Origin of the sequence: Floridaenema flaviceps BLCC-F50 (assembly GCF_041929275.2) — a bacterium.
GTDB lineage: Bacteria > Cyanobacteriota > Cyanobacteriia > Cyanobacteriales > Aerosakkonemataceae > Floridanema > Floridanema flaviceps.
Window position 1 is genome coordinate 1,284,377 of sequence record NZ_JBHFNR020000002.1, and the last position, 25,645, is coordinate 1,310,021.

Genomic DNA, 25,645 nt, shown 5'->3' on the forward strand with positions numbered 1-25,645 from the left:
TCATTGGTCATTGGTCATTAGAGTTCGTAAGGTTCTGCATTTTTTGTACGTAGATGAATGCAGATGGTATAGAGCAGGTTATCGGTTTTTGCAGGAGTTGTTTTTTTTTACCACAGATGAACACAGATGAATATCTTTATCTAGTTTCACTAATGACCAATGACTAATGACCAATGACCAATGACCTAAAAGCGTAAATGGTGCATCAACTGACTAATTAATTCACTTGGTAAAGATAGGCGATTTTGGAAATCTACTAAATTGCGATAAAAGCCAGAGGATTCTCGATTGGCGACAATTTTATCAGCTAACAAACTATCTACACCGGGGATTTTACTTAACATTTCACTAGTAGCAGTATTAGGATTAATTAGTTGTGGTGAATAAATGCTTTCCACATCGTAGTAACAAAATTGTAGAATAGGTGCTAAAGGTTGTAATCGTTGCACTGACAAACTTAAAGCAGCAGCAATATCTTCCAAGCAATGAAATTGGATGCCATTGCGGCTAAGTTCCACAAGCGATCGCGCCTGATGAATCGACAACCCTGGTAATCTCAACCAATCATCAACAGTCGCTTGATTCACATCAATTTTAATTCCTAAACTTGCTGCTATAACAACTTCTTCGATCGACCCAAATCGATAATAAGGGTCTTTTAATAAACGATTGCGAATCGCCATTTGTGGTAAACTTAAATTCTGCCACCCAGGAGTAAAAGAGCTCAACCAATTTTCAGGAGCCATTATCCCTTACCTCTAATTGATTTTAAGTTTTAGATTTTAGATTTCAGATGGGGAGCGAATATTTTCTGGCAAAAGTTATAAGTAATGAGTTTTGAATTTTGAATTAATAACGCAAAACTCAGTGTTGGCAATTCATGAATTACCCCTACAAAGTGTTGGCAATTCATGAATTACCCCTACTTAAACATTAAGTAATTGTCGGCGTTTTTGTTCAAATTCGTACTCAGAAATTAGTCCCTCTTGACGGAGACTTTCCAATTGGCGCAAAGCATCAGCCAGAGCATTGACATTTTGCGGATCGATAGTAGATGGGAAAGCGGCACCAGCCTCGACATTAAAATTGCGATCGAACTCTTGTGAGTCTTGGACTAAATACCAAAAACCTTCGATCGCACTCGCCACACGCGGTATCGGAGTCCAGGATAGCAACAAATAACAAACACCCCATAGCGGCTGTCCCAAATAAAACTTATGCAGTCCCGCAACTGGAACTAAAGTTCCACTAAATGCCAGCATTGCCGCTACCCTTCGATTTTTCGGCTTAGTTAACATAATATTGCGTCAACCCTCAAAGAGTAAAAAATTGTAGTTAACCCATTAATTTAGCGTCGTTTTGCCAAACTTAGCCACAACAGTAACTAAGTATTTTGTCACCGCAACAACACTCATCTGTATCTATGATAGAGATTTCTTCAACCATCAAAGCCTCAACTGTTCGGGATTTCCCACTTGCTAATTACAAATTACCGGATAATTGATGGACAGGGGAATGCGAAGGGCTTACATTACAGAGAAATAGCCCAGCTTATCATTTGAAGAAGCAATCCTGCCTGGACTAAAATAAGAACACAACTAATACAAGACCTACTGAATTAAAAAGTTCAGATTAATTAAAACAAAATGGGATTTTTTGACTCTGAGATCGTTCAACAGGAACTAAAACAACTATCCGAAGAATATCAATCCCTGATTCAAATCGGGGGAAACTACGGGAAATTCGATCGCGAGGGCAAAAAGCTATTCATAGAACAATGGGAATCGCTCATGGAGCGCTACCGTATATTTATGAAACGCTTTGAACTATCTGAGGATTTCATGGCTCAAATGACCATACAGCAACTAAAAACCCAGCTAAATCAATTTGGGATCACACCTCAGCAAATGTTCGACCAAATGCACCTCACCCTAGAACGGATGAAATCCGAATTAGACAAACAGCCCTAACCAATTTTGTCACTCTGGCAATGAAGTTAACTCAATGATTAGCTTAATGGCAAAAAAGAGTAAAGGGTAAAAAACTCCTTTGTTCTTTACCCTTTACCCTTTCCCCTTGTCCGCATCAATTCAACTAAGGACGAGGACGCTTAAATTTAGAAGGTGGGGCAAAGTACTCCACAGGTACACCATCCAAAGCCCGATTCATAAAATTCCGCCAAATCGGTGCCGCATAGTGACCACCCGTAACACCAGAAGCTAAACGTCGGTTATCATCTCGACCGATCCAAATCGCCACAGATAACTGGGGAACATAACCCACAAACCAAACATCCTTTTCCGAAGAAGTAGTACCAGTTTTTCCCGCAGCGGGACGACCAATACTCGCCAATTTTCCGGTGCCGCCATTAATTACCGATTGCATAATACTGGTAGTAGAAGCAGCAGCCCAAGGATCGAGAACCAACTTAGGTTTCGGCGTATTATCTAGGATGACATTATTCTGAGTATCAGTCACCTGCACAATTAAAGTAGTATCCGACTGCCAACCATTATTAGCAAAAGTCGCATAAGCAGAAGCCATTTCCATTGGTGTCAAACCAATAGCACCCAAAGGCAAAGAAATCACAGGTTCCATTGGGCTTTTAATTCCCAAAGTGCGGCAAATTTCAATTACCTTATCCAATCCCACAGCACGTCCCATTTTTACAGCTGGAACGTTGCGCGATATCGCCAATGCCTGCCGAATACTCATTGGTCCGGCAAAAGTATTATCGTAGTTTCTGGGATAATAACCCCGAATCCCATCACGATAGCGTACTGGAGTATCGTAAACAGTTGAGTCAGGGGTAAATCTACCGGAAGCAAAACCCGCGTAGTAAACAAACGGCTTAAAAGCAGAACCGGGCTGCCTGATAGCTTGGATAGCACGGTTAAACTGACTCTTTTCGTAATCAGAACCCCCGACCATCGCCTTAATAAAATGGGTGCGCGGGTCAACAGCTGCCAATGCCAGTTCCGTCCTCCAAAGACCGCGACGTTGTAATCTCCGATGTTCGTTGGCGATAAAATCTTCCGCCATGCGCTGGAAGCCAACATCGATCGTGGTTTGCACCCGCATTCCACCCTTTTGCACCGTTTCCCGCCCGAACTTCTGAATTAACTCTTGCTTCACCGCGTCAGTAACATAAGGTAACTGACTGCCTTGGAAAGATGTCACCTTACCCATTTTTAAAGGTTGCTTTCTCGCAGCGGCTTCTTCCTGCGGTGTAATCCAGTTTAACTCCCGCATCCGGGATAAAACTAAAGCCTGACGCTGTTTGGCTAACTTATAGTTGACAAAGGGGCTGTATTCTTCTGGCGCTTGGATAATACCCGCCAACATTGCTGATTCTGCCAAATTTAACTCAGAAGCAGTCTTATTAAAATAACTTTCTGCCGCAGTTTGTATCCCGTAATTGTTGTGTCCCCAATAAACCTGATTTAAGTACAACTCTAAAATTTGGTCTTTGGTGAGAATTTGTTCTAAGCGAATTGCCATTACCGCTTCTGCCACTTTGCGGCTAAAAGCCCTTTTGTGGGAGAGAAAAACGTTTTTCACCAACTGCATAGTGAGAGTAGAACCACCCTCTACCACATTACCCCTTTCCCAGTTAGCTTTAAGCGCCCGACCAATACTGCTGGGGTTAATGCCGTGATGCAGATAGAAATGGCTATCTTCAATGGCTAATACTGCTCGCTTCAGTTCGGGAGAAATTTTATCCAGGAGGACAACTTCCCGATTAGCTTCCCCGTGAATACTAGCCAGCCATTTACCTTTAATGTCATAAATGTGAGAAGTTTCTGTGGGGGCGTAAGTGCGTAAAACTCTCACATCTGGCAAATTGCGGAAGCTAATCGCAAGGCCAACCAATCCTCCTGCAACAACGGAAGTGGTTAGCATGGTAACACTCAAAAGCGTGCCACCAGTAACTTTAGCAATGGTCTGTACAAATTGAAAGCTAGATGCGTTAGTGCCGGATGGCTTTTGTCGGAGTGTATTAGACGACACGGCGATTTGACTTCCTCAACGCGACTGTAGTGAATAAAACTGGATAATTTGTCTGGGTTTAGATAATTGAGTACTTATAACTGCTCTATTCTAAGGATTGATTTTGATTACGGGAAAGTGGGGACATCTTGTTATGGGATCTGATTATGAACTGCCAAGGTCAAACTGTACCACAAATAACATTTATTCGCCTGTTTCTGGAGAAGGATGAGTTTTCGAGGTCGGCCTGATTGAGTTAGCATTGATATTCTGACAAGTTTTGCGGTTAGATTTACCTGGCTGATGATTTTATTTTTGATGTCAACCAGTGAGTTTAGCACCCTCTGGACATTTGGCAAGTATGACCTCTGATAAATCTTTTAATTTTACCCAAGATCTAAACAAGCTGTACCGGGGTATCAGCGAGATTTTCCCCAATGTGACTGATTCTCAGGATGTGAATGAGAATCTGGCACAAAGGTTAGCACAAAGCGATCGCCCTTTGCGAGTCAAACTCGGAATCGACCCCACTGGCGCTGATATCCATTTAGGCCATAGTATCCCAGTTCGCAAGTTACGCGCCTTTCAAGATGCTGGACATACAGCGGTGTTGATCATAGGTGATTTTACCGCCCGAATTGGCGATCCGACCGGAAAATCCGAAGTACGTCGCCAGTTAACTCCCGAAGAAGTGGCGCAAAATGCCCAAACTTACTTAGAACAAGTGCGCCCCATTTTAGATTTTGACACTCCCGGACGGTTGGAAATTCGCTACAACTCGGAGTGGTTGTCTACACTGGATTTGGCGAAAATTCTAGAATTACTCGCCACCATGACTGTCGGGCAAATGTTGGAAAAGGAAGGTTTTGATTTACGCTACAAGCAGCAAAGTCCGATTTTTCTGCATGAGTTTCTTTACCCTTTGATGCAGGGTTATGATTCGGTTGCGGTTGAGGCGGATGTAGAATTAGGCGGGACCGATCAAAAGTTTAATATTGCGGTGGGAAGAGATTTACAACGACATTTTGGTTTAACGCCGCAGTTTGGAATGTTGATGCCAATTTTGCTGGGTACTGATGGCAAACAAAAAATGTCTAAGTCTTTGGGTAATTATGTGGGGTTAAGGGAAGATGCCTTAACAATGTACTCAAAGTTGGAAAAAACGCCAGATAGTTTGGTGAAACAGTATTTTGAATTGTTGAGTGATAAATCTTTGGATGATTTACCAAGTGATGCCAGGGAAAGGCAAAAGCTTTTAGCTTTAGATATTGTGTCGCAATATCACGGTGAGTCAGAGGCGCAAAAGGCACAAAAGGATGCGGAAAATTTGGTGGGTGGAAAAACTTTCCAAGCTGATACTGTTCCTGAGTTTTCTTTGGCAGGGGTGAATTTTCCGGCAAAATTCTTTTATGTTGTGAGTGCTTGTGGTTTGTGTAAAAGTAGTTCGGAGGCGCGAAAACAAATTCAAGGGGGAGGGGTGCGAATTGATGGGGAACAAAAGACGGATGTAAATTTAACTTTTGATTCTCCAGAGTCGTTGTATGGTAAGGTATTGCAGTTAGGAAAAAATAAGTTTGTCCGACTGGTGAAGTAAAGATGGTGTTAGCAGCAGAAAAGGTGATTGTGCCTTTAGATGTTTCGCGGGAGGAGGATGCGATCGCACTTCTTTCCCAACTTCCTGAAGTACAATTTTGGAAAGTCGGATTAGAATTATTTGTCAGCACTGGTGCCGAAATCCTCCCTACTCTCAAAGACCGCCAAAAACGCATTTTCCTCGACCTAAAATTACACGACATTCCTAACACCGTCGCTGGTGCTTGTCGCGCCGCCGGAAAATACGGAATTGACTTACTCACCATTCATGCTACTTGTGGCAGAAAAGCTTTACAAGCTGCCAAAACCGCATTAGTCGAAGGTGCAGCAGAAGCAGGTTATCCGCCACCGAAACTCATCGCAATTACCTTATTAACTAGCTTGAATTCCAGGGATTTAGCTTTTGATTTAAAAGTGCCAATTGAATTGCCAGAATACGCTTTACAAATGGCAGTTTTAGCCAAAGAATCCGGTTTAGATGGCGCAGTTTGTTCGCCCCAAGAAGCAGCACAACTGCGTCAAGTTTGCGGCGATGAATTTCTCTTAGTTTGTCCCGGAGTGCGCCCCAAATGGGCAGAAACAGGCGATCAAAGCCGCACATTTACGCCTAGTGAAGCTATTAAAGCAGGGGCAGATTATTTAGTAATTGGTCGCCCCATTACTGCTGCTACCAATCCTCAAGAAGCTTGGGCAAAAATTGGCGATGAATTAGCGAATATTTAAGTCAAAAATTTTCTCTTTTCTTCTCTCTGTGTTCTCTGCGTCTCTGCGGTTCCATAAATTATCTAACTCTTCCGCAAATCTTTTTTTAGAACGCAGATGAAAGCAGATAAACGCAGATGAACGCAGATGTATAGAGAGATTTTTTGTTGAGTATTATAGATTTATAGTTTCAAACTTTGCAATGATATGAGAAGTCAAAATTTAACAAGGAAGGGAGTTTTTCGACTTTTCTTTTATTTCCTTTGTTTCCTGACTTCGGTGTTATTAGAAAATTCATCAGCTAACAGCCAAAATTATGTTTGTCCTGCTGATTTGGAAAGTTTAATTAATTTATTATTACGAGATTTACCCAGTTATGCTAATCGGGTAACTAGTAGAAGTAATCCGATCGATTCTCCGAGCGGAACTTATGTTATTTTAGCTGGAAAGCCGGAATTTGCGCCGTTAACTCTTGGCCCTGGTGTTTATTCGCCAGCAGCACCAGTTGAGGGGGAAGGTGTGCCAAAACAGGTGTTTTTTACTACTTTGGAAAAACAGTATTTGAGTAATCGGGCGGATTTATTGCAGCATTATCATTGGTTGTTTTTGGTAAGAAGTGATAGTGGGTGGCGATCGGTAATGTTATATTCTCAATTAGGGTCTTTTCCTACACAAAATGTCCCTACTGCTCCTAGAGAAAGTAGTACGGGAATTATTGGACAAGCGGTGCAACTTTGGTTAAGAGATTGTCGTGCAGGCGTAATTAAACCTTAGTTGAAGTACGTTGTTGCGCTGTCTTCGCCTTTCTTTAGCGAAGACAGCGCAACAACGTACCTATTACTGGTTACGAATTTGGTCGAATTTCGCTCTTACTGTTTGGATATCTTGCCACATTAACCACTTGGGACTTCCTTGTTCTCTGGAGGGATTCCTTAATAAATAAGAAGGATGGAAAATTGGCATACAGAAACGATTTTCCCATTCCATCCATTCACCACGAATTTTAGTGATTCCCTTTTTTTCGCCTGTTAAACCTTTAACCGCAGTTGCCCCAGCTAATAAAATAATTTTGGGATCTACCATGCGAATTTGTTCTAATAAATAAGGTTTGCAAGCGTTCATCTCTTCATTGGTGGGAACGCGATTTCCTGGAGGGCGGCATTTATTAATGTTAGAAATATATACGTCTTTTTCACTGTCCAATTGAACAGCAGCTAAGATTTTTTCTAATAGTTGCCCTGCTTTACCGACAAATGGTAATCCGGTTTCGTCTTCGGTTTGTCCCGGCGCTTCTCCAATTATCATTAAATCAGCTTGGGGGTTGCCTCTGCCGACAACTGCATTGGTGCGATGATTTCCTAATTCGCAGCGATGGCAACGGTTACAATGTTCTGCCATCTCAGTCATAGTTTGGTAGGTTCCGGGAGGAATGGGAATTTTGGCATCTGTGGGAATCAGATTTGGGGAAAAATCTGGTTTAGCGGGAGATGCACTAAAGTCGGAAAGGTCAAAGAGATTACCTTGTTCTGCGTCAGACATCACGAAAAAAAGATTTTATTAGCACAAAATTATACTATCGGTCAAGATGGAGTTTGACTAAATAGCCAAATAATGATCTAAATACTGTCTATTCTTGCTCAAATTGGATAAGTTTGCCCAGAAAAAAAGGTGCTAAAATTAATTGAAAGCTGAAAACCAAGGCTAAAAAAACATCTGGTTTGTAAACCACAGTCGATTCAAAACTAACCAGCCTGTACATAAGGTCGAACGGGAGTCCACGATTCGTTAAATAGGTGGAAAATAATGGATGAACAATGGCTAAAAGCTTCAAAATTAACTGTTAGTTAACACATAAAGTCAAATAGGGTGGGCTACATCCGAATTTACGCCTGTGGACAAGAAGTAGCCGTCTACCTTGGCAGAAGCAGGAAGCAAACCCTCTAGAAATGATCCATTTCTAGTTGAATGGTGAAACTTGAATTAAGTTTAACCAAGTTTTGTGTAGCAGGCAATCCTACTGCCAAGTGACGGAGATAGAGTATGCCACATTGTGTACTGTTTTGCGATCGCAACAGTGCCGGAATACAATTAGCCGAAGCAATTGAGGCAGAGATCAACCTAGTTAAAGCGTCGGGGGTTTCTGTCTCACCAATTGTCTATGCGCTGCCTCGCGGTGGTTTGCCTGTTGCCTCTCCAGTCGCTTTAAAACTAGGTTGTCCTTTAGAAATTATTAGCGCGAAAAAAATTGCTCGTCCAGAAGATCCAGAATTGGCTATTGGTGCTGTAACGGCAGATGGGTTAGTAATTTGGTCAAGTAGATTACCCGAAGCTAAAAGTGATGCTAGTTTACAGTTAGCTTTTCAAGAAGCAAAAGCGAAAGCCCAAGCGCAATTGGAACACTTAGCGCCTTATTGCCCGAATCTTAGCGCAGAAGGTGCGATCGCCATTTTAATCGATGATGGCATTGCCACAGGCATGACAACTGCTGTAGCGATTCTTTCTTTGCGCTTAAAAAGACCTGCTGCGGTTTGGATTGCCACTCCAGTCGCACCTTTGGCTTTAATGAAAATGTTACAAGAATGGAGTGATAAAGCGATCGTCCTAGCTCAACCCCAAAATTTCCCCAGTGTCAGCCGTTTTTATAACGAGTTTCCCCAATTAGAAATAGAAGAAGCCATCAGTTGTTTACAACAAGTCAATGGTAGCAAAGAGGCTGAGGGCTGAGGGCAGAAGGCAGAAGGCAGAAGGAAAAGAAGGGGAAAGGGTAAAGGTTAAAGGGGAAAGGGTAAAAGATAAAAGCTAAGTTTCCGCTCCGAAAAACTTACTCAAACTTACTTTGGTCACAGAACGAAGCTGGAAACATAGTAAATTCAATGTTTTCTTCTTGCTTCATCGAATCCTTAATGGTCGAACCATTAAGTTTACTTAACTCTCCACAAGCAATCCCCGTTGAGCTAACGGTTCTTTGAAATTCAATAATGCCCCCTTATCCCCTTATCCCCTTATCCCCTTATCCCCTTATCCCCTTATCCCCTTGTCCCCTTGTCCCCTTGTCCCCTTGTCCCCTTGCCCCCTTGTCCCCTTGTCCCCAGTCCCCAGTCCCCATACCTTGTTACGATATTTAACCAGGTTCTCATAATTCTGGAAAAAATGTCGGCAACTCTCGTTTCCTCACAAGATTCTATTCCTGGTGCTTATTGGCAATGGCGACAACAGCAAATATATTATGTGCGGGCTGGAAAATCTCATCCAGAACGTCCTCCGCTGCTGTTGATTCATGGATTTGGTGCTTCCACAGATCATTGGCGGAAAAATATTCATGGGTTGAGTAAAGATTTTGAGGTTTGGGCGATCGATCTGTTAGGATTTGGTCGTTCCGCTAAACCAAATTGGGATTACAGCGGCGATTTGTGGCGCGATCAATTACATGATTTTATCACTCAAGTAATTGGTAAACCCGTAGTTTTAGCCGGAAACTCATTAGGAGGCTATGCTTCTTTATGTGTCGCCGCCCAACGTCCCAACACTGCAAAAGGCGTAATTTTACTCAACAGTGCAGGGCCATTTACAGAAATTGAACCACAACCCGAACCTGATTTAGTCAGAAAAATTTGGGGTGAATTAGTATTATCAATTCTCCGCCAACCTTGGGCAAATTTTCTCCTATTTCAATACATCCGTCAACCTTGGGTAATTCGCCAAACTTTGGAAAAAGTTTACCTCGATCGAAGTGCAGTTACCGATAGATTAGTTCAGGAAATTCACCGTGCTTCGTGCGATCCTGGTGCTCCTGAAGTTTTTGCTTCGGTTTTTAGCACTCGTCAAGGCGAAAAAGTTGATATTTTACTCAAAGAATTAGCTTGTCCTTTATTATTAATTTGGGGAGAAGCCGATCCTTGGATGAATGCTAAAGAAAGAGGCAAAAAGTTTCGCCATTATTATCCTGATTTAACCGAATATTTTCTGCAAGCCGGACATTGCCCTCATGATGAAGTACCAGAACAAGTAAACAGCATCATCAACCAATGGGTAACAACTAATTGCTAACTGGTTCGTTGTAAGCGCTTCAGCGCTGAAGCGCTTACAACGAACCTGATTTTTAATTGTTATTAACGTGGCACAACTGTATAGAAGGTTGTCTCACCAAATGCTCCCAGTGATAGCTCAAAAATCCAATTTTCCTCCACTGTTTCCCCGTTTTCTCCAGTGCTACGTTTAGCTGTTGGAAGTAAACTCAATGTTCCTTCCTCGTTCATAAAATAACGCAATCTTTCAATAGCCATTGCTTTAGTAACACGAGTCGATAAACCAAAAGCAACAGGATCTTTACGAATTAATGCTAAAGGACTGTTAGCATTACTATCATCCTCAAGAAAACTCTTAATTGCTAAAGATACAGCTTCGGTAAATGTGACTTTTCCTCCTAAAGCCATTTGTTTGTTAATTACAGCATAACTAGCAACAAACTTTAATTGCGAAACTTGTAATTCTTGTGTGATGCCAGCTACGGTATTTTTTCCATAAGCTAAAGTAGAAACATTGTTTCCTGCGGCATCAAAAAGTTTAGCTTCATCCCCGGCATCATTCCAAATAGCACTTTTACTACCATAAGAGAAACCACCAGTTTCAGGATGTACTTCGTTCGTATAAACGCGGAAACTCTTGCCACCTTCCAATATAGTTCCTTCTGGGAAGGTGAACGATTGCTTCTGGCTACCCCCAGAAGTGATTTTCCAATCGGAGATATTAGCTGGACTGTTGCCGAGATTGCTAATCTCTATATATTCATCGGATTGAGTACGTTTGACTTCACCTTTATAAAATAGTTTGGAAATAGTGACATCTGTAGTTGCGGTGATGGTAAATTCTTCCGTGTCACTTACTGAAGGTTCGGGTGTTGGTTCTGGCGCGGGAGTTTCATCAACTGCTGGTTCTAGCGCCGGAGTTTCATCAACTGCTGGTTCTAGCGCCGGAGTTTCATCAACTGCTGGTTCTAGCGCCGGAGTTTCATCAACTGGTGGAAGAGATGCGATCGCTGGTTCTAGCGCGGCAGTTATTTCCACTAGTGCTTCAAGTGCGATCGCTGGTTCTAGCGCGGCAGTTATTTCCACTACTGCTTCGGGCGCGATCTCTGGTTCTAGCGCGGGAGTGACATCAACTAGTACTTCAAGTGCGGGTGTTGGTTCTAGCGCGGGAGTTATTTCCACTACTGCTTCAAGTGCGGGTGTTGGTTCTAGCGCGGGAGTTATTTCCACTACTGCTTCGGGCGCGATCTCTGGTTCTAGCGCCGGAGTTATTTCCACTACTGCTTCGGGCGCGATCTCTGGTTCTAGCGCCGGAGTTATTTCCACTACTGCTTCGGGCGCGATCTCTGGTTCTAGCGCCGGAGTTATTTCCACTACTGCTTCGGGCGCGATCTCTGGTTCTAGCGCCGGAGTGACATCAACTAATACTTCAAGTGTGGGTATTGGTTCTAGCGCGGGAGTTATTTCCACTGGTGCTTCGGGCGCGATCTCTGGTTCTAGCGCCGGAGTTATTTCCACTACTGCTTCGGGCGCGATCGCTGGTTCTAGCGCCGGAGTGACATCAACTAGTACTTCCAGTGTGGGTGTTGGTTCTGGCGCGGGAGTTATTTCCACTGGTGCTTCGGGCGCGATCGCTGGTTCTAGCGCGGGAGTGACATCAACTAGTACTTCCAGTGCGGGTGTTGGTTCTAGCGCGGGAGTTATTTCCACTGGTGCTTCCGGCGCGATCTCTGGTTCTAGCGCCGGAGTGACATCAACTAGTACTTCCAGTGCGGGTGTTGTTTGGGTCGCGGTTTGGCGGATGGGGGTTTTAATAAATTCAGCCGTAGCCATTAACCCTTGACCACTAGTATTATTAGTGAGGATGATCTGATTAAGTGAGGAATCGGGTTGTAAATCAATAATGTGGATACCCCGATCTTGATAAAGAGTTTTTACTCCTGAAAATAGTGGATCATTTTTATTAACAACCACATTTTCGCTAACAGTATTAGATGATTTTTGCAGCTTTAGACCAAATTCTGCTAGGAAAGTATTCCAATTGTTTGCTTCTAATTGCGATCCTCCTTGACCTGTACCAGCCCAGAGATAAACCTTGCCACCATTTTTCACATATTCAATTAAAACTTGGTTATCGATCGGATCGCCACCGATAAAAATTGCATCATATTGTTCCAAGGTTGCTAAATTAATGGGGATATCCATTCCCTTAGTCCAAGTATGACCGGATTTGGTCATAGTTTCTTCTAAGGACGATTCCGTTAAACCCCAATTATTAGAAAGTACATGAAATTTGCCTTTCTCGTCTCCGACAAAGTATTTGGCAAGATTATTCGCAAATGTGGCTGTATCAGGTGCATTTTGGAACCCTCGATCGCTGAAAGTCCATTCATCTGCATTAACTACAATTCTGCCATTCAACGGTTTAGGCACAGGGACTTTAATAAATTCAGCCGTAGCCATTAACCCTTGACCATTACTATTAGTGAGGATGATCTGATTGTGTGGGGAATCGGGTTGTAAATCAATAATCTGGATACCTTGATCTTGATAAAGAGTTTTTACTCCTGAAAATAGTGGGTGATTTTTATTCACAGCCACATTTTCCCTAACAGTATTATTTAATTTTTCCAGCTTCAGACCAAATGCTGTTAGGAAAGTATTCCAATTTTTTGCTTCTAATTGCGATCCTACTTCACTTGTAGCCGCGCAAAGATAAACCTTGCCACCATTTTTCACATATTCAATTAAAACTTGGTTATCGATCGGATCGCCACCGATAAAAATCCCATCATATTGACTCAGGGTTGCTAAATTAATCGGGATATTCATTCCCTTAGTCCAAGTATGACCGGATTTGGTCATCGTTTCCTCTAAGGACGATTCCGTTAAACTCCAATTATTAGAAAGTACATGAAATTTGCCTTTCTCGTCTCCCACAAAGTATTTGGCAAGATTAATCGCGAGTGTGGCTGCATCAGGTGCTTTTTGGAAGCCGCGATCGCTAAACGTCCACTCGTCTGCATTAACTACGATTTTGCCCTGTGAATTACTCATGATTTAAAGATTTTTTGCGAACTACTTTATGTAATGTAAAAAAATATTAACTTTTTAAGTTATACTTTCCATTGCTAAATGATAGCAAAAAGTTGACTTTTTACTCAAACTATTAGCTTGTCCTTTGTTGTTAATTTGCGGAAATGCTGACCTTGGATGATTGGTAAAGAACAAGGTAAAAAGTTATACCATCATTATCCTGATTTAAGCAAATATTTTCTCCAAGCCGGACATTGCGCTCATGATGAAGTACCAGATCAAGTAAACAGCATCATCAACAAATGGGTAACAAATAATTGTTGATCGGTTCGTTGTAAGCGCTTCAGCGAAGACAGCGCTTACAACGGACTTTATCGCCAATTTCCTACTAAAACATAAGGTGTCCAAAAGTAAGGAAGTTTATATTTATCTTTTTGTAAAAGGCTAAGTTGAGCGCGTCTTAATGCTTCAGCTTTTGTTACGTCACCTTTGAGTAATTCCTGGTAAAATCGTACCATCAAAATAGCTGTTGATTCATCATTAACTTTCCACAAAGTTGCTATAGTGCTGCGTGCGCCTGCTCTGACTGCTACTCCAGCTATTCCTAATGCGGCGCGATTATCTCCTTGGGCAGTTTCACAAGCACTCAAAACTAATAGTTCGATCGGGCGATTTCCTCTTTTATCTTTTCCACCTAATAAAGTGTCTAATTGTTTGACATTTATCTTATCATCCCAAGCTAAAATAAAAGTATTTTCTGCTTGAGAACCAAATTGACCGTGAGTAGCAATATGAACTATTGGAAAAGGAGATGATTTAATTTGTTGTTCCAAGTTAATTGTAGTAAATTGTTCATCTATTAATAACACTGGAGAGTTTACTTGTTGTTTAATTTCGTTCAATTCCGGTTTCACATTTGGCAAAGCTGAAAAATTCTGTCTTGCTTCTGATAAACCAGCTGCTAAGACTTGGATTTTACCTTGTTTGAGAGGTTGTGCTGGAAGTAATTTTAAACCTGGAGTTATAGCAATGCTGTATTTTTCGATTAAATGTTGCTTTCCGTCATATAGCACCGCCATCGGAATATTTCGCAATACACCATCTAAAACAAATACTAAAGTTTGAACTTTGCTATTTTTTAAATCTGTTTCAGCAGGACGAATTATCAAATCATATACTTGTTGAGAAAGACGCAAAGCTGTAGAATAACCACCTGTAACTGTGCCTATTGTATTTTTTAAATCAGTGATGAGAGTTTCGATTTCGCAGCGAGATTTTAAAGTTGCATAATAGCGCAATGGTAATTCTTTGTCAGGTAAGGCGACAATGACTGCTAATCTATCTGGTAAAATAATTGGATAAATTACGGCGGCAGTTTTGTCTACTTGGTCAATTTCTACAGGTTTGGCATCTAAACAAGCTTCTTGGAAAAAGTTATCTAATTCTGCTAGTTGTAAGGATTCAATTACTTGACGTGCTTGCCGTAAATTTTCTTGACTAACTTCTCCTTCTCCACTGATTAGTAATTCGACTAATTCCCGATAAACTGGTTCTACACTTTCTCGAAAAGAGAATTGTACGTCTGGATTATTAGGATTAACAGCAACTAAGTCACCCCGCAGAGATTTTAGGGTTTCTAATGCTGAATTGTAAGCTGCGATCGCACCTTTAGCGTCATCTTGTGTCTTTAATTGTTGCCCTAATTTCCATTGCCAACGATAGGAAATATCAGCAGCATTGACTGCTTGAGATAAAGCTAAAGCTTGTTTTGTTAAGTTAGAACTTTCTAGAGTTTTGCCAATTAAAGCATAAAGTTCCGCTAATTTCCCCAATGAGTAAGATTCTGCTTGGCGATCTTTTAAACTCCTCGATTGTTGCAGCGATGTAGTTAATATTTCAGTAATATCTGACCAAGCAATTTGCTCGATAAAATCTGGTACTAAATGAGGAAATATTTTGCTATCTCCTAAAGTTATTCTATTATCTACACACTCGGTTTCAGCAGTTTCTCCAGCATTGACAGCTTGGATGATTTTATTGTAACGAATCAAACTTTCTGCGAAGTTAATTCGGGCATAAACTGAGCGCCGACTGGCGGGTAATTCATTGAGTTTAATTTGCGATCGCAATTCCAAAGCTGACTGTAATTCTCGATTTTCTACTAATAAGCTAAACTGACTCAATTGAGCAATAGTTGGCAGCATTGGCGAAGTAGAAGTTTCGATTACTTTTTGATACTCTGCTAAGGCAAGTTGGTTTTCCGTTTCTATTATTGCTTTTGATTCGTTTCCTTGCTTCGATCTATTAACAATTGCTCTAGCAGTGTTTCCTAAGCTAAAATGAGCGGATGCGATCGCAGATTGCAAATTAACTTCTTGAGCTACTCTTAAACTTTCTTCTAACAATTCACGGGATTTGTCTAATTCTCCAGTTACGCGCAAAGCATTGCCTAAACTGCGTAAACCTGTAGCTTTAATTAAAGAATTGGGTTTATTTATTAGTTCAACTTCTATCTGTTCCAATGTAGTTTTAGCCCGCCGATATAAACCCAAACTTTGCATTGCTTGGGCTTGATTAATTTGACTTCCAATTACTCCTTCTAAATCACCAGCTTGCAAGTAATTAGCAGCTGCTTCCTGCCAAGTTTTTAAAGCTTCTGCTGTTTTTCCCGTTGTTAACTGTAAATGAGCTTGGGCATTCAAAGCTTTTGCTAAAATTAAAGTATAACTTTTCTGAGAACGAGAGCTACTAATTAAAGATAAACTACTATCAATTGCTTGAGTTGCTGCTTGCCAGTTCCCTAACTTTTGTTCAGCTAAAGACAAATAACTAAGAGCTTGCGCTTGATTCAGTTTATCTCCAGATTTTTGCCAAGCAGTAGCAGCTTGTTGCCAAACTTTCGCCGCTTCTGAAAATTGTTCAGCCTGAAATAATTCCGCACCTTGTTGCAGTAAATTTGATGAAGAACTTGCTGCAACATTAGCTGTCGAGATAGATTTAGGAAAGGCAGTAGCAACGCTGGCAGTAAGAACCGCCGCCAAAAGTACAATAATCAAAAAAATTAACGACTTTTTGACTTGTTTGGAAAAGCGAAATAAACCCTTTAACTTTTGTTGGTATTTCATAGTTCTTAAAGTTTTATGACTTACGCCTTGGCTCTATTCGTAGGGTGTGTTAGTGTTAACGTAACGCACCGTTCCACCATATATGGTGTCAGTGCGTAAGTCCTAAGTTTATTGTTCCTGACATTCTTGTGGCAGAAAAAAGCTAGGACTTTGGGGCGTAGCAGTTGATGTATCAGCAACGAGCACCACTTTTCCTTGAGAATTAATTTTCCATCCTTGTGCTTCAATAATTTCAGAAGTAGTTGATGATGGGGAAATTTTGCTTTGTGCTTCCGTTCTTCCCGCTGATTTGGTAGAAGGCTCAGTTGCTACTCTAAGATCTATCCAGGTGGCTTCATCTGCGATCGCTTCGATCGGATTAATTGGCAACCCTCCCCTACCAGTAATAATAAATTCACTACCATCGGCAATTTTATTGCGACAAGCTTGGGGAACCAAAGGCGGTAAAGCCAATTGCTGATTTAAAGGAATTACCTGAAAAACAACAGTATTAAAAGTTACCGTACCTTGCAACAAGGGATTTGCAGAAATAGCTGTCACATCATTACTAGGAAGATCTCGCGTAGCAGAAGGAATGTTTTCAGTACTCACTTCTCTTCCTAATCTTGCTACTAATTCTTCCCTGGTTAGTGGTTGTATTCCCAAAGAACCAGAACGAGCGTTGATATTAATAACACCACCAGATCCAGTTCCGGCATTAGCCGTAATGTCGCTGTTTTTAATCCCAACTAATCCATCAGTATTAATAGTAATATTTCCACCCTTACCAGCTTTATTTGCCGTAGTGGTAATTTGACCATTACGTAGCACAACTATGCTGCCTGCTTTGAGTTCAATACTTCCCCCTTCTCCCGCTTGAGTTGCAGCAGTGATCCGAGTTCCGTCGTTTAACCAGATCGAGCGAGCAGAAATACTAATATTGCCTGCATTTCCGATCGCACCTTTTGCTACATTACTGAACACCGCACTATAATAAACTTGTTGATTTCCTTCCGCATTGGTGCCAATTGAAAATCCTGAAAAGGAAACATCTTTACTAACTTGAATTACGATGTTACCAGCGGATCTTTGTCTGTTAGGGTCTGGTTCTTCAGAGCGGATCAAAGTTTGAATTTGAGAGCCATTTTTTAGGGAGAGCGATCGACCAGAGATCTCTATTTTCCCACCATTACCCACTCCCCCTTCCTCGACAGTGTTGAAAATATCGCTATTGTCAAGAGAAATAGCATTTTCAGCTTTCACAATTACAAAGCCAGCATTCCCTTTGCCAAAAGTGCTAGTGCTTAGTTCAGCACCATTAGTCAAAGACAGTGACTTAGTGAAAATTTCAATCCCACCTGCATCGCCTGTGGCTCCTGTTTGCACTCTACTGAAAGCCCCACTAGACCTATTATTGCTCTCCACCCCATCAAACGAGACTGTATCATTAGCAAAAATTTTCACATTTCCAGCATTCCCTTTACCAAAAGTGCTAGTGCTTAGTTGAGCACCATTAGTCACAGATAAAGAACCTGTGGAAATTTCAATTCCCCCTGCATTGCCTGTAGCTCCTGTTTGCACTCTACTGAAAGCCCCACTAGACCTATTATTGCTCCCCACTCCATCAAAAGAGACGGTATCAGTGGCAGAAATTATGACTGTTCCGGCATCACCCTGACCATAAGTACTGGCATTAAGTTGAGCGCCTTCACGTAAGTAAAGGAAGCCAGTTGTAATTTTAATATCTCCACTCTTTCCACTCAGCGGAGAATCTGTTTCTTGAACATCAAGATTAACATTATTCTCGACTCGACTAGATGTAATAGTTATGCCTTGAGCAGAATTAAAAGTAATATTTCCGGGAGTAATTACTACAGATTCTGAACTTTCTCTAATTCCGGCTGTTAATAGACTCTTCCCAGAAATATCTAAACTATTAACATTAATAGTAATACTCCCACTACCATCAGCTAGTACATTAATTCCAGCTTGATTACTGATAGTTACATTTGCCAAAGTAATAGGTATTTTTGGATTATTAGGAAAACTCAAGCTACCATCAGCATTGATTCCTACAGTTCCTTCTCCTGCTAATCCTCCTAACTCTACACGACCACCCGGAGCCTGTAAAATTCCTCCATCAACTATTACGTTGCCACCGACAAAAGTTAAACTTTTTCCAGTTTCAACTTCCAAGGGATTCAATTCACTATTAAACTTTTCCCTTGCACCACTACTTAAATTCTGACCGTTACCTTTGATGCGGATTTCTCCAGGATTATTGCCATATTGCAACCCAATTGGTACATTAATACTCAGCAAAGCTGTAGCTTGGGGATTAGTCGCACTAAATTCCAACCCATCTCCAAATTTAATACTATTAGCGGTACTCCCCAAAAATGAGCCGCCAATATTTAGCCTCGCATTTGGCCCAAAAATAATGCCATTGGGATTGAGTAAAAATAAATTAGCCGTGCCATTAGCTCTAATCAATCCATCAATATTAGAAATTGACCTCCCCGTTACTCGACTGAAAATATTTTGCACATCAAGAGCATTATTAAAATGTGCTTCTATGTCATGGGGTACAGAAAATTCTTGAAAACTGTGAAATAAATTGCCCCCCGCCCTAGTTCCGCCATCAATAGTGCGGAGATTGCCAGAAGGTGTTACCTGAGAATTAACCGGAAGCGTATTATCCGGGACTATTTGCGCCTGAACTTTGCTGATTAATAACCCTAAAGACAACAGGAAAAATAAAGTTGAAACAACAAATTTTTGGCTTTCTTTATGGGTTGATAAACTGATTTTCAGCAGAACAACAAAAACTAAGTTAGTTGTCTTGGTAGATGCTTCTCGATCGGACATTTTCATAAACTTTGAGAGACAATATTATCAAAATTATGACCTATTCCCGGCAAAATTATAGTTGTTGTCAACTTTTTTGCATATTGCGATCGTTTGCCAAGTATCAGCGAGTTTCCACAGCTAAGTTTGGTGGTAACTCGATTTTAGTTAATCTAAAAGGCTTTTCTCCAATCCCTTGAATTTTCGCTGATTCCAGAAGCGTTTTCCACTCATTCATTAACGTTGGATCGTTGGGATTCTGGTTAATTAATTCTGCTAAATTTGCTATTGCTTCATGCCAAATGCTATTTTCAGCATATATTCTTGGACGTTCTCTTGCCGCTACATTTTGCAATTGATTTGCTAAATTCGTTGGCGGCACTTCTCGCTTAATCCATCCAGCAACAGTAACATCTTTTGTTCGGTTGTTGCGATCGCAAATAATCGAAGTGTACCAAGTATAATTTTTGTTGTTTTCTAGCTGAATAGAGTTTTTAGGTAAACTGATGCTGATAATACCAGGTTGACCTTTAATAGTAAATTTGCTTTGGTAAACATTATTTCTCTGTTCATCTTGTAAAGTAAATTCTGCACTTTCTGCTGAAGTTTGAGGCATATATACCAAAAATTGTGGTTGAGATTCTAATGTTAATCCCACACCACCAGCTAAGCTATTATCAGGTCTTAAAGCTGTTAATGGCAACGAAGGAATCTTCTGATCTTGTTCGCAGGGTAATCCTCTAGTGGCTCCTCCTCCTGTGCTACTGGGTGCGCCTCTATCTGGTGGTACGTATCTCGTTCCTGTGGATGCTGTTCTTGTTACCCTACCAAGTGCCCCTGTATTTGGAGATGGTTGAAATTCCCCAACGTTAATATTTTCTCGCTTGATAGGTTGTTTTTCAAGTGTAAGGACAACTGCTAAAGTTTTAAATGCTAGAGAAAAATTGCAGATGAAATTTATCCCTGAGACTAAAGATAACAATGTCAGCAGATACACCAAAGAATTCCGCTTCTTTCGAGACATTTTTGACTTTTAATATTTTTCAAATTTTTTAGATTCTAGCTAAGTAAAAATATGTTGTCAAGATGAGTTGATAAATTTTTGGTTGCTTATTTAAAGTGGTGTATAGTACAAAACAGAATCATCGCTTACTTATCCATAGGAAAATGTTCTGCAACAAAAGCTTCAGCAGATTCACGATTATCAATTTTTTCATCCAATGTTGCTGTTAACAAAGCATCTAAAATTTCTTTAAATTGCTTTCCTGGTTTGTATCCTAATGCTTTTAAATCATTGCCGTTTAAAGGTGCTTTGATGTGACTCCATTGCGTGAGGTAACGCCAAATCTTTTGTCGTATTGTGCGAGTAGAGACGTTGTATACAACGTCTCTACATCTGATGGCGATTAAAATCAAAGTTGGTAAATTGTATTGACGTAGTAATTGAACAATTTCACTCTTTAATTGCAATTTTTGCAAAGATTGAGTAATGTTAGTTTCAGCTTTGTCTAAATTTTGTAATCGCTCAATACTATCTACTGGTAACTGAAGATTATTTGCTACTTTACCCCGAAATTCAGGGGCTAAATAAGCAATTAAAACTTCGAGGCGCATTTGCCAATGTTCTAAACTTTTTTCTGGGTCGAATTTTTGTAAACAGCGATCGAACAACCGCACCTCCCACCACAACTTTTCATCTAACTCTAACGTCGGATGAATGCAGCGCAAAGCTTCTAAATTTGCCAAAAGTTGTAATGCAGGTTTCCAGTAGGGAGCTTGTAAAATGTATTTTAATTCTGATTTTAACCGAGTTTCCAAAGCTGGCGCTCTACCATTTTTTCCTTGAATTTGTTCGTAAATTCCGCTTGCTATAGCATACCTAATATAACTTTCGGTTTGCGGCTCTATTTCAAAATTTAACCGCACAGCAAAGCGAACTGCGCGATAAATTCTCGTCGGATCTTCAATAAAACTATTAGCGTGTAAAACCCGGATTTGTCGAGATTGTAAATCTAATAAACCGCCAAAGAAATCTAACAATTCACCAGCACGGGGTTTTGTTAGTCTCATGGCTAAAGCATTTATGGTAAAATCTCTTCTGTAAAGGTCTTGACGAATCGAGCTTGCTTCTACTTCGGGGTTAGCTGCTGGATAAGGATAAAACTCAGTTCTTGCTGTAGCAATATCTACCCAAAGTGAACCTAAATCTGGGTCTTTATGCCACAATAAAGCAGCTGTTTGGAATTGTCCGTGAACTTCTAAACGCACACCAGGATAGATTTTTTGTAAGGCTTTAGCTAACTCTACACCTGCACCAACATCAGCAGATTTATGAAATCCATCTACTACTAAATCGATATCTTCTAGCAATACTTGTTTTTGATTATCTGCTAATAGTAAATCTCGCACTGCGCCACCAACTAAATAAAGATGCCAACCGCGTTTTTCTGCTTCTTGGGAGGCTTTTTGTAGTAATTTCCATAAAGGTGGAGTTAAGCGATCGCGCAACCGAGAAATTGGCAAAGGACAATAAGCAGTATTATTTCCGTTTTTTTTGTCTCTTTCTCCTCTACGATTTTCCTGATGCAACTGTCGTAAAACATCAGTCCGAGTGACAATTCCTACTAATTGACCATTTTGTAAAACTGGCAACCTCCCAATATCATAAGTTACCATTAATAACTCAATTTCTGGCAAAGGAGTATCCGGTGAAATAGTCTTTAAATTAGTAGTCATGTAACCTTTAACTGGGGCATGACTAAAACCATGATGTAAAGCAATGTCGATATCTCGACGGGAAATAATTCCTACTAATCGATCGAAGGCATCTACAACAGATAATCCCGAATGACCATATCTTAATAAAATTCGTTGTGCTTGTTTAATTGTAGTTTCTGGGCGAATTGTTCGGACAGGAGAAGACATTAACTCTCTCGCTGTTGGAGGATGGGGAATTTGTCCTTTTAAGCGATCGATTAACTCTTGTAAAATCAGTTCCGAAGAAACTGTTTTCATAGTTAAAGATGCCGCTTGCGAATGTCCACCACCGCCCAAATCTTGAAATAATTGATTTAAGTCCGTGCCATCAATGCGCGATCGACCAATTACCGTTAAACTTTCAGTTGAATCATCACTTTTGTATCTAGCTGCTAACAACAAAAGATCGCTTTCCGTTAAATCAATTAACCGAGAAGCTAAACTAGACAAACCAGGCACAAAACCAGGAGTATCAATTAAACTCCAAGCTAAGGTATAACCCCACTGATTGATAGTTTGCAAATTATCTAAAGCGACAGTGAGTAATTGTTGTAATTGACGAGATAAACCCGGATCGATATACTCGGCAATCACAGGTAAAGAAGCACCTTGAGCCATCAACCAAGCTAAAGCCGCTGCATCTCTAGCTGTAGAATGGTCAAAAGTTAAAGAACCCGTATCTACATGGATACCCAACGCCATTACCGTTGCTTCCGCAGGCGTTAAAAACTGTTCCCTGGCGATTTTTTGCAACTGTTCTACTATCAAAGTAGTAGTAGCACCCACAGCTTCAATTGTGACTTGCGTTGCCGGGATGTCAGAAATTTGATTTAAGTGATGGTCGTATAAAGTAATTTCAGTTAAATCGGGTAAATCTAACCATTGGGCGGCTTTACCCAAACGATCGCGATGTTGCGTATCTACTACTGTAAGCGATCGAATCAGTTTCGGATTTACCGATCGCCTTTCAATCAAAGCATACTCATCCCGATGCAACGCCAAAAAATCTCGCACCGCTGGATGAGCACCACCAGTCAGCACAATTCTAGCGCCCGAAAGCAACCGCGTTAACCCAACAGCTGCTCCCAAAGCATCAAAATCAGCAGTTGTATGGCACAAAATCAAATCCATTGCTTTCTGGGGGATAGGGACTGGGGACTGGGGACTGGGGACTGGTAAAATCTTAACCTTATTCTCTTTCAGCTTTCACCATTCTTTATTCTGCCCCTCTGCCCCTCTGCCCCTCTGCCCCTCTGCCCCTCTGCCCCTCTGCCCCTCTGCCCCTCTGCCCCTCTGCCCCCCTGCCCCTCTGCCCCTCTGCCCCTCTGCCCCTCTGCCCCTCTGCCCCTCTGCCCCTCTGCCCCCCTGCCCCTCTGCCCCCCTGCCCCTCTGCCCCCCTGCCCCTCTGCCCCTCTGCCCTGCCTTTCTTGCTGAAAGATGACCGCTTCATGGTAGTTTAGCAAGATAGGAATTTAAAATCTCGCCCCTTGTGGGTGAAAAGGTTAATCAGTTAATTAGCTGTCTGCTGTCTTGGGAGAAGCAAAAAATGACAATCTTGTTTCAACTTGCGCTGTTTGCTCTGGTAGCACTATCTTTCGTATTAGTGATTTGGGTGCCAGTTGCATACGCCTCACCCCAAAATTGGGATCAATCCAAGAGATTCCTGTTTTTAGGCTCTGGGATTTGGGTGGTTTTAGTACTGGTGGTAGGTGCGTTAAGTTCCTTCGTGGTTTAAGCTCAGTCAGTTAGTCATTCAGTCATTAGTCAAAAATTCATTGCTCAGTAGGTCATAAGTCATTGGCTTTGAGACAATGGACAAAGAACAATTGACAGATGACGAAAAAATTGACATGGCAGTTTTTGAGGGAACGTTTACTCAGACAGAAACTTTAAAGTTTGGGATTGTCATTGGTCGTTTCAATGACTTAGTGACAAGTAAGCTTTTAGAGGGATGTCAAGATTGTCTGAAACGCCACGGCATCGATACTGATCTTCACGGCACTCAGGTAGATTACGTTTGGGTACCAGGCAGTTTTGAGGTATCCTTAGTTGCTCGCCAAATGGCACTCAGCGGGCGCTATGATGCGGTAATTTGCTTGGGTGCTGTGATTCGAGGTCAAACACCTCACTTTGATTATGTTGCGGCGGAAGTGGCAAAAGGGATTGCTGCTGCTGGATTTCAAACCGGAGTTCCGGTAATTTTTGGCATTATTACAGCAGACAATATGCAGCAAGCTCTAGAAAGAGCCGGAATTAAAAGTAATCATGGCTGGAATTATGCTATGAGTGCGATCGAAATGGCTACTTTGATGCGTCAAATTAAGGGTAGTGGGGATATGGAACCTTATAGCGGTAAAGTTGTTGGGCCTGCCGCTACCCAACCTTTACCTGCGGCGCTGAAAAATGCGATCGCCCCCGACTCCTCAGTTGAGCCATAATTAGTTCATCCCACCATCAGCCAAAAATTTTCCCAATTTTTAGTTGACAAACCTAGATTTCTCTGACATACTAGTAAAAGTCAAGAGGTTGCGGGCATAGCTCAGCGGTAGAGCGTCACCTTGCCAAGGTGAATGTCGCGCGTTCGAATCGCGTTGCCCGCTTAGAAATGAAGTGATTTAATATCATAATGAGTTACAGCCAAAGAGGTAAATCTTGGGTAACATATCCCAAAGCGAATCCTGAAGCCAAAATACGCCTATTCTGCTTCCACTATGCTGGGGGTGGGGCTGTGAGCTTTCGCTCTTGGTGGGATTATCTGCCATCAACAGTTGAGGTTTGTCCGATCGAACTTCCCGGACGTAGTTTTCGAGTCCAAGAAACTCCCTTTACTCAAGTAGAACCGCTGATAGAGGCTCTCGCCCCAGTCGTCTTGCCCAACCTGAGTAAACCCTTCGCTTTCTTCGGTCATAGTCTGGGAGCATTAGTGAGCTTTGAACTGGCGCGGGTACTGCGTAAAGAGTATAACCGAAGTCCATTACACCTGTTTGTTTCGGGACACCGTGCGCCACAACAACCCGATCGCCATCCACCGATTCGCGCTCTACCAGACTCGGAATTTCTGGAGGTACTGCGACGCTATAACGGTACACCAAAAGCCATACTAGAAAATGCGGAATTGATGGAACTGTTGCTTCCTACTCTCCGCGCCGATTTTTCAGTAGTGGAAACTTACTCCTACAAACCCGAACCACCTCTTGATTGTCCGATTACGGCTTTTGGTGGATTAGAAGATTGGAAAGCTAACGCCTTGGATCTAGAACCTTGGCGAGAACAAACCAACTCCGCTTTCTCTCTGGAGATGTTTCCCGGAGATCATTTCTTCATACACTCAGCCCAAACTCTTGTGCTGGAACGCCTTTCGCAATTATTGCATCAGACTATCGAGAACCCATCCCAACAACTTGTTCAGGAAATGAAACCTCTATATTAATAAACAAAATCTGTTGAGAGTGCTAAAATGCAATACAGTATTTAGCTTTTAAGCTTTATTAAATCAAGAGCAGTTAAAAAATGGTGAAAATACCATATAATAAATTGTTCATGACTCGAATGTTTATAGTAAACCTTTGCATAAACTCGGTTTGATATAAG

19 protein-coding genes and 1 tRNA gene are annotated in these 25,645 nt (G+C 41.4%); 11 read left to right on the plus strand and 9 right to left on the minus strand.

All coding sequences use genetic code 11. The annotated features are described in order from the left end of the window. Positions 1 to 185: 185 nt before the first annotated feature. Positions 186 to 746: a ComEA family DNA-binding protein gene (locus ACE1CI_RS25835; RefSeq protein ID WP_413264117.1), complete on the minus strand. Its 561-nt coding sequence runs from the start codon at positions 744 to 746 to the stop codon at positions 186 to 188. 180 nt (positions 747 to 926) lie between these two features. Continuing rightward, positions 927 to 1,298, minus strand: coding sequence for an NINE protein (locus ACE1CI_RS25840; protein ID WP_413264118.1), 372 nt, complete (start codon positions 1,296 to 1,298; stop codon positions 927 to 929). Between the two features lie 348 nt (positions 1,299 to 1,646). Between ACE1CI_RS25840 and ACE1CI_RS25845 the strand changes: the two genes are divergently transcribed. Then, positions 1,647 to 1,970, plus strand: a complete 324-nt coding sequence (locus ACE1CI_RS25845; RefSeq protein WP_413264119.1) for a DUF1825 family protein — start codon at positions 1,647 to 1,649, stop codon at positions 1,968 to 1,970. A gap of 124 nt (positions 1,971 to 2,094) precedes the next feature. Here the strand turns inward: ACE1CI_RS25845 and ACE1CI_RS25850 are convergent, their stop codons facing one another. Next, positions 2,095 to 4,011 carry a transglycosylase domain-containing protein gene (locus tag ACE1CI_RS25850; protein ID WP_413264120.1) on the minus strand — a complete coding sequence of 639 codons (1,917 nt, stop codon included), beginning with the start codon at positions 4,009 to 4,011 and terminating at the stop codon, positions 2,095 to 2,097. 340 nt (positions 4,012 to 4,351) lie between these two features. Between ACE1CI_RS25850 and tyrS the strand changes: the two genes are divergently transcribed. From tyrS to ACE1CI_RS25865, 3 genes are all read left to right on the plus strand, one after another. After that, positions 4,352 to 5,584, plus strand: a complete 1,233-nt coding sequence (gene tyrS, locus ACE1CI_RS25855) for a tyrosine--tRNA ligase (RefSeq protein ID WP_413264123.1) — start codon at positions 4,352 to 4,354, stop codon at positions 5,582 to 5,584. A 2-nt stretch (positions 5,585 to 5,586) separates the two neighbouring features. Beyond that, on the plus strand, positions 5,587 to 6,306 hold the full coding sequence (gene pyrF, locus ACE1CI_RS25860; RefSeq protein WP_413264121.1) for an orotidine-5'-phosphate decarboxylase: 720 nt from the start codon (positions 5,587 to 5,589) through the stop codon (positions 6,304 to 6,306). 186 nt (positions 6,307 to 6,492) lie between these two features. Next, complete coding sequence (locus ACE1CI_RS25865; RefSeq protein ID WP_413264122.1) at positions 6,493 to 7,059, plus strand: hypothetical protein; 567 nt, start codon at positions 6,493 to 6,495, stop codon at positions 7,057 to 7,059. Between the two features lie 63 nt (positions 7,060 to 7,122). Here the strand turns inward: ACE1CI_RS25865 and ACE1CI_RS25870 are convergent, their stop codons facing one another. Next, on the minus strand, positions 7,123 to 7,824 hold the full coding sequence (locus tag ACE1CI_RS25870; protein WP_413261216.1) for a uracil-DNA glycosylase: 702 nt from the start codon (positions 7,822 to 7,824) through the stop codon (positions 7,123 to 7,125). Positions 7,825 to 8,325: 501 nt separating this feature from the next. Here ACE1CI_RS25870 and ACE1CI_RS25875 point away from each other — a divergent pair. Both ACE1CI_RS25875 and ACE1CI_RS25880 read left to right on the plus strand, forming a co-directional pair. Continuing rightward, positions 8,326 to 9,009, plus strand: a complete 684-nt coding sequence (locus ACE1CI_RS25875; protein WP_413261217.1) for a phosphoribosyltransferase — start codon at positions 8,326 to 8,328, stop codon at positions 9,007 to 9,009. 426 nt (positions 9,010 to 9,435) lie between these two features. Then, positions 9,436 to 10,332 (plus strand): alpha/beta fold hydrolase, encoded by an 897-nt coding sequence (locus ACE1CI_RS25880; RefSeq protein ID WP_413261218.1) that lies wholly within the window; start codon positions 9,436 to 9,438, stop codon positions 10,330 to 10,332. Positions 10,333 to 10,394: 62 nt separating this feature from the next. Here the strand turns inward: ACE1CI_RS25880 and ACE1CI_RS25885 are convergent, their stop codons facing one another. Then, positions 10,395 to 13,367, minus strand: coding sequence for a lamin tail domain-containing protein (locus ACE1CI_RS25885; protein WP_496615819.1), 2,973 nt, complete (start codon positions 13,365 to 13,367; stop codon positions 10,395 to 10,397). 156 nt (positions 13,368 to 13,523) lie between these two features. On the opposite strand from ACE1CI_RS25885, the gene ACE1CI_RS25890 reads away from it, so the two are divergent. Beyond that, positions 13,524 to 13,670, plus strand: a complete 147-nt coding sequence (locus tag ACE1CI_RS25890) for a hypothetical protein (protein WP_413261220.1) — start codon at positions 13,524 to 13,526, stop codon at positions 13,668 to 13,670. A gap of 47 nt (positions 13,671 to 13,717) precedes the next feature. Here ACE1CI_RS25890 and ACE1CI_RS25895 read toward each other — a convergent pair whose 3' ends face one another. The 4 genes from ACE1CI_RS25895 to ACE1CI_RS25910 all read right to left on the minus strand — a co-directional run bounded on the left by ACE1CI_RS25895 (position 13,718) and on the right by ACE1CI_RS25910 (position 23,185). Further along, entirely contained in the window at positions 13,718 to 16,471 is a 2,754-nt protein-coding gene (locus tag ACE1CI_RS25895) for a CHAT domain-containing protein (RefSeq protein ID WP_496615820.1), read from the minus strand. Positions 16,472 to 16,579: 108 nt separating this feature from the next. After that, complete coding sequence (locus tag ACE1CI_RS25900) at positions 16,580 to 19,324, minus strand: two-partner secretion domain-containing protein (protein WP_496615821.1); 2,745 nt, start codon at positions 19,322 to 19,324, stop codon at positions 16,580 to 16,582. Positions 19,325 to 19,421: 97 nt separating this feature from the next. Further along, the gene (locus ACE1CI_RS25905; RefSeq protein ID WP_413261223.1) at positions 19,422 to 20,321 is read right to left on the minus strand and encodes a DUF928 domain-containing protein; all 900 of its coding nucleotides are present in this window, start codon (positions 20,319 to 20,321) and stop codon (positions 19,422 to 19,424) included. A gap of 125 nt (positions 20,322 to 20,446) precedes the next feature. Next, positions 20,447 to 23,185: a CBS domain-containing protein gene (locus ACE1CI_RS25910; protein WP_413261224.1), complete on the minus strand. Its 2,739-nt coding sequence runs from the start codon at positions 23,183 to 23,185 to the stop codon at positions 20,447 to 20,449. 415 nt (positions 23,186 to 23,600) lie between these two features. Here ACE1CI_RS25910 and psbZ point away from each other — a divergent pair, with 415 nt between their 5' ends. The 4 genes from psbZ (at position 23,601) to ACE1CI_RS25930 (ending at position 25,484) form a co-directional block, all read left to right on the plus strand. Further along, positions 23,601 to 23,789 carry a photosystem II reaction center protein PsbZ gene (psbZ, locus tag ACE1CI_RS25915; RefSeq protein WP_496615822.1) on the plus strand — a complete coding sequence of 63 codons (189 nt, stop codon included), beginning with the start codon at positions 23,601 to 23,603 and terminating at the stop codon, positions 23,787 to 23,789. Positions 23,790 to 23,904: 115 nt separating this feature from the next. Then, the gene (ribH, locus tag ACE1CI_RS25920; protein WP_413268334.1) at positions 23,905 to 24,492 is read left to right on the plus strand and encodes a 6,7-dimethyl-8-ribityllumazine synthase; all 588 of its coding nucleotides are present in this window, start codon (positions 23,905 to 23,907) and stop codon (positions 24,490 to 24,492) included. Between the two features lie 90 nt (positions 24,493 to 24,582). After that, a tRNA-Gly gene (locus ACE1CI_RS25925) sits at positions 24,583 to 24,654 on the plus strand. A gap of 26 nt (positions 24,655 to 24,680) precedes the next feature. Continuing rightward, positions 24,681 to 25,484, plus strand: a complete 804-nt coding sequence (locus ACE1CI_RS25930) for a thioesterase II family protein (protein WP_413268332.1) — start codon at positions 24,681 to 24,683, stop codon at positions 25,482 to 25,484. Positions 25,485 to 25,645: the final 161 nt, after the last annotated feature.

What these genes read in the sequence shown, in the direction of transcription:
- ACE1CI_RS25835 (WP_413264117.1), bottom strand. Translation starts at nt 746, where the DNA reads ATGGCTCCTGAAAATTGGTTGAGCTCTTTTACTCCTGGGTGGCAGAAT.
- ACE1CI_RS25840 (WP_413264118.1), bottom strand. Translation starts at nt 1,298, where the DNA reads ATGTTAACTAAGCCGAAAAATCGAAGGGTAGCGGCAATGCTGGCATTT.
- ACE1CI_RS25845 (WP_413264119.1), top strand. Translation starts at nt 1,647, where the DNA reads ATGGGATTTTTTGACTCTGAGATCGTTCAACAGGAACTAAAACAACTA.
- tyrS (WP_413264123.1), top strand. Translation starts at nt 4,352, where the DNA reads ATGACCTCTGATAAATCTTTTAATTTTACCCAAGATCTAAACAAGCTG.
- pyrF (WP_413264121.1), top strand. Translation starts at nt 5,587, where the DNA reads ATGGTGTTAGCAGCAGAAAAGGTGATTGTGCCTTTAGATGTTTCGCGG.
- ACE1CI_RS25865 (WP_413264122.1), top strand. Translation starts at nt 6,493, where the DNA reads ATGAGAAGTCAAAATTTAACAAGGAAGGGAGTTTTTCGACTTTTCTTT.
- ACE1CI_RS25870 (WP_413261216.1), bottom strand. Translation starts at nt 7,824, where the DNA reads ATGTCTGACGCAGAACAAGGTAATCTCTTTGACCTTTCCGACTTTAGT.
- ACE1CI_RS25875 (WP_413261217.1), top strand. Translation starts at nt 8,326, where the DNA reads ATGCCACATTGTGTACTGTTTTGCGATCGCAACAGTGCCGGAATACAA.
- ACE1CI_RS25880 (WP_413261218.1), top strand. Translation starts at nt 9,436, where the DNA reads ATGTCGGCAACTCTCGTTTCCTCACAAGATTCTATTCCTGGTGCTTAT.
- ACE1CI_RS25885 (WP_496615819.1), bottom strand. Translation starts at nt 13,367, where the DNA reads ATGAGTAATTCACAGGGCAAAATCGTAGTTAATGCAGACGAGTGGACG.
- ACE1CI_RS25890 (WP_413261220.1), top strand. Translation starts at nt 13,524, where the DNA reads ATGATTGGTAAAGAACAAGGTAAAAAGTTATACCATCATTATCCTGAT.
- ACE1CI_RS25895 (WP_496615820.1), bottom strand. Translation starts at nt 16,471, where the DNA reads ATGAAATACCAACAAAAGTTAAAGGGTTTATTTCGCTTTTCCAAACAA.
- ACE1CI_RS25900 (WP_496615821.1), bottom strand. Translation starts at nt 19,324, where the DNA reads ATGAAAATGTCCGATCGAGAAGCATCTACCAAGACAACTAACTTAGTT.
- ACE1CI_RS25905 (WP_413261223.1), bottom strand. Translation starts at nt 20,321, where the DNA reads ATGTCTCGAAAGAAGCGGAATTCTTTGGTGTATCTGCTGACATTGTTA.
- ACE1CI_RS25910 (WP_413261224.1), bottom strand. Translation starts at nt 23,185, where the DNA reads ATGGATTTGATTTTGTGCCATACAACTGCTGATTTTGATGCTTTGGGA.
- psbZ (WP_496615822.1), top strand. Translation starts at nt 23,601, where the DNA reads ATGACAATCTTGTTTCAACTTGCGCTGTTTGCTCTGGTAGCACTATCT.
- ribH (WP_413268334.1), top strand. Translation starts at nt 23,905, where the DNA reads ATGGCAGTTTTTGAGGGAACGTTTACTCAGACAGAAACTTTAAAGTTT.
- ACE1CI_RS25930 (WP_413268332.1), top strand. Translation starts at nt 24,681, where the DNA reads ATGAGTTACAGCCAAAGAGGTAAATCTTGGGTAACATATCCCAAAGCG.